This window comes from Microcystis sp. M49636_WE2 (assembly GCF_030065375.1).
Taxonomy (GTDB): domain Bacteria; phylum Cyanobacteriota; class Cyanobacteriia; order Cyanobacteriales; family Microcystaceae; genus Microcystis; species Microcystis aeruginosa_C.
In genome coordinates this window covers 1-3,353 of record NZ_JASJFG010001065.1, presented here as the reverse complement: position 1 = coordinate 3,353, position 3,353 = coordinate 1, and the positions used below count along the sequence as shown (strand labels likewise).

General features: G+C 37.9%; 8 protein-coding genes and 1 pseudogene. All 9 read left to right on the top strand.

The features are described 5' to 3' along the window. A partial coding sequence (locus tag PX484_RS24740) for a tetratricopeptide repeat protein (protein WP_288106051.1) occupies nucleotides 1–1,332 on the top strand: 1,332 nt, incomplete at its 5' end. A 44-nt stretch (nucleotides 1,333–1,376) separates the two neighbouring features. Beyond that, the gene (locus tag PX484_RS24735) at nucleotides 1,377–1,604 is read left to right on the top strand and encodes a type II toxin-antitoxin system Phd/YefM family antitoxin (RefSeq protein ID WP_194013823.1); all 228 of its coding nucleotides are present in this window, start codon (nucleotides 1,377–1,379) and stop codon (nucleotides 1,602–1,604) included. After that, nucleotides 1,601–1,735 carry a hypothetical protein gene (locus tag PX484_RS24730; RefSeq protein ID WP_002753982.1) on the top strand — a complete coding sequence of 45 codons (135 nt, stop codon included), beginning with the start codon at nucleotides 1,601–1,603 and terminating at the stop codon, nucleotides 1,733–1,735. Before PX484_RS24735 ends, PX484_RS24730 begins: the two co-directional genes overlap by 4 nt. A 13-nt stretch (nucleotides 1,736–1,748) precedes the next feature. Then, nucleotides 1,749–1,952, top strand: coding sequence for a RelB antitoxin-like protein (locus tag PX484_RS24725; RefSeq protein WP_002732229.1), 204 nt, complete (start codon nucleotides 1,749–1,751; stop codon nucleotides 1,950–1,952). Beyond that, entirely contained in the window at nucleotides 1,949–2,218 is a 270-nt protein-coding gene (locus PX484_RS24720; RefSeq protein WP_061432389.1) for a type II toxin-antitoxin system RelE family toxin, read from the top strand. The genes PX484_RS24725 and PX484_RS24720 overlap by 4 nt, the downstream gene beginning before the upstream one ends. A 53-nt stretch (nucleotides 2,219–2,271) precedes the next feature. Further along, the gene (locus PX484_RS24715; protein ID WP_287667128.1) at nucleotides 2,272–2,418 is read left to right on the top strand and encodes a hypothetical protein; all 147 of its coding nucleotides are present in this window, start codon (nucleotides 2,272–2,274) and stop codon (nucleotides 2,416–2,418) included. A gap of 36 nt (nucleotides 2,419–2,454) precedes the next feature. After that, nucleotides 2,455–2,874 (top strand): annotated as a pseudogene (locus tag PX484_RS24710) (XisH family protein). Then, nucleotides 2,862–3,200 carry a XisI protein gene (locus tag PX484_RS24705; RefSeq protein WP_002732833.1) on the top strand — a complete coding sequence of 113 codons (339 nt, stop codon included), beginning with the start codon at nucleotides 2,862–2,864 and terminating at the stop codon, nucleotides 3,198–3,200. The pseudogene PX484_RS24710 and the gene PX484_RS24705 overlap by 13 nt, the downstream one beginning before the upstream one ends. A gap of 96 nt (nucleotides 3,201–3,296) precedes the next feature. Then, nucleotides 3,297–3,353: DUF2283 domain-containing protein (locus tag PX484_RS25915; RefSeq protein WP_353853263.1), on the top strand; the 57-nt coding region annotated here is incomplete at its 3' end.

Sequence of the window (3,353 nt, the reverse complement as noted above, 5' to 3'; positions counted from 1 at the left end):
ATTTCCATGGTGGTGCAAGATCAAGCAAATCCTGAAATATTGCGATCTGCCCATCAATTAGCCTTAGATTATTATTTAGCTCATTTACCTGTCCCTCCCTGGGAATCCTTGGAAGATTTGAAGGAATATTTAGAGGCGTTTTACCATGCAGGAGCATTGGGAGAATGGCAGTTAGCTTACGATATTTTGAATGAGGAAAGAGGCGGAGAAGGGAAAAATAAATCGGTTGATAGTTTTTTGGATTTACAAGGATTTTATCGTAAGCGAGCAGATTTGTATGAGGAAATTATTGCAGGGAGTCAACGGGAACAAGTTTGTTATCGCAATTCGTTAAATCGTCTGGGTATTTGTTTTTTGAACTTGGGGCAGTATGAAAAAGCGATCGCCTATCACCAGCAATCTCTCGAAATCAGTGAAGCAATGGGCGATCAGCAAGAGGTGGCAATTTCTCTCGGGAATTTAGGCAATTGTTATAATTGCTTGGGACAGTATGAAAAAGCGATCGCCTATCACCAGCAATCTCTCGAAATCAGTGAAGAAATCGGCTATCGGCAAGGGGTGGCAATTTCTCTCGGGAATTTAGGCAATTGTTATAATTGCTTGGGACAGTATGAAAAAGCGATCGCCTATCACCGGCAATGTCTCTACATCAGTAAGGAAATAGAAGATTGGCAAGGGGTGGCAAGTTCTCTCGGTAATTTAGGCAATTGTTATAAGTCCTTGGGGCAGTATGAAAAAGCAATTTTCTATCACCAGAAATGTCACGACATCAGTGAAGCAATGGACGATCGGAAAGGGGTGGCAATTTCTCTCGGGAATTTAGGCAATTGTTATTATGACCTAGGACAGTATGAAAAAGCGATCGACCTCTACCAGCAATATCACGACATCAGTGAAGAAATCAGCTTTCGGCAAGGGGTGGCAATTTCTTTCGGTAATCTAAGCAATTGTTATTCTTCCTTGGGACAGTATGAAAAAGCGATCGCCTATCACCAGCAATCTCTCAACATCAGTGAAGCAATGGGCGATCAGCAAGGGGTAGCATCTTCTCTACATACTATAGGGAGTATATTGCTCAAACTACAAAACTACAGCGAAGCCGAAAGCAAAATTCAAGCATCCTTAGTAATTTCTCAAGATATTGATTATAAATATTTAATCGCCTATAGTTTAAGAGTTCTTGCGGAAATCGCCCACAAAACTAATCGCCCTGAACTTGCCCTCAGTCATTGCCAAGAAGCGCTTGAATTATGCCAAGAATTGGGGATTCCGTTGGTTAAAAATTGTGAGGAATTGTTAGGGCAAATTCAGGCTACATTAGAGAATAATTAAGGTAAATTATTCTCTCAAAAATCAATATTTAACTGAACAAAGCTATGATAAAACTAACTTTAAACGAAGCCCACAGTCAACTTTCTGACCTCCTTAAAGCTGCCTCAAAAGGTGAACAAGTTATTATCCAGAATCATGAAGGTCAAGACTTTCAACTCATTTCTCTTCCTACTACTGTTAAACATCCCCAATATGGAAGCGCAAAAGGCATCGTTAAAATGCTTGACAATTTTGATGATCCCATCGAAGAATTTGAGGAATATATGCCATGAAAATTTTAATGGATACCCACGCCTTTTTATGGTTTATCGAAGGTGATAATAATCTTAGTGATGCTGCTCGTTCTCTGATCGAAAATAATCAATATCAAATTAGAAGGGGATTAGAAACCCAAGCAAAATGAGGAACAATTAATTATGAACATCAAAGATTATCCCTTTGCTCAAGACTTGATTACAGATAATCAAGGTCAGATACAGCAAGTTATTATTAACTTTGAAGACTATCAACAAATAATAGAAACCTATGAAGATACTGGACTCTATCGCGCCATGATAGACGTTAAAGATGAAACTCCCTTAACTTTGGAGGAAGCTTTAATTGAATTAGAAAAAGAATGAAAATCAACTATCTTCCTACTTTTATCAAGGATCTTAAAGATTTAAAAAGTACCTCCTCTTACTCAGTCATAAAAAACCTTGTCTTTACTGATATTTTAGCAGTTAAGCAGCTAAGCGAAATTAACAACCTTAAAAAATTAAAAGGAGAATATAATGCCTATCGTATCCGAATTGGTGACTATAGAATTGGTTTTTTTGTTGAAGAAGATACAATTACATTTGCTCGTGTTCTTCATCGTCGAGAATTCTATCGTTATTTCCCGTAAAATTTCGGTAGATAAAGAATCATTGAAAAGCCTTTGTCGAAATAGCCCACAAAATGAATCACTGCGATCGCGCTCTCAACTACTGCCAACAAGCGCTTGAATTATGCCAAGAATTGGGGATTACCTTGGTTAAAGATTGTGAGGAACTGTTAGGGCAAATTCAAGGAAACTTAGGAGATTCAGACAATAACTTAAAGTAAACCTGAGAAAATTTCAGTTTTTATCTATAAAAAACAATGCCTGCCAAAGATATTTTCCATGACTGTGTAAAACACGCCCTAATCAAAGACGGCTGGACAATTACCCATGACCCCCTACGGATTCGTTTAGCAAGAGGTAAAAACCTGTTTGTTGATTTGGGAGCAGAAAGACTATTAGCCGCAGAAAAGGGAACAGAAAAAATAGCCGTTGAAATTAAGAGCTTTACTCGTCCCTCTGATATGAAAGACCTTGAAGAGGCAGTTGGTTAATTTGTCGTTTATACCCATCTTTTAAAGCGTTATTATCCCGAATATAAACTATTTTTGGCTGTTAGCGAAAACACCTGCAAAACAGTATTTGAAGAAGAAGCAGGTCAAACCTTAATTGAAGATGGTATTATTCAGTTATTTAGTTTTGATCTCAACCAGGAGGTAATTGTACGATGGCTTCCTTAATTGCCCAATATCGGCAAATTATTGAAAAAACATTCCAAGATTATGCCGACTTCCTCGACACCGATCACCAAATCCAAATCGAATTAGTCCTAGATCAAACCCGCGATCGCTATTTATTGGTTGAAACAGGTTGGCAAAATGGTTATCGAATCTACGGAACCCTATTACATATTGATATTATTGATCAAAAAATTTGGATTCAACACGACGGAACTGAGGATGGTATTGCCGATGAATTAGTAGCTGCGGGAATCCCTCAAAACCAGATTATTTTAGCCTTTAAATCCCCTGAAATTAGACCCTATACAGGCTTTGCTGTCGCTTAACTTTCAAATATCATGGACAATTCTCAAAACCGCAATCGCCGCCAAATGAATCACTATTAGAAGAAGATTAGAAACTCTTGATAACCCAAGTCAGCCATGAAAATCACCTACTTTCAGGATACGGATACTCTATACCTAGAGTTCAATAACAAT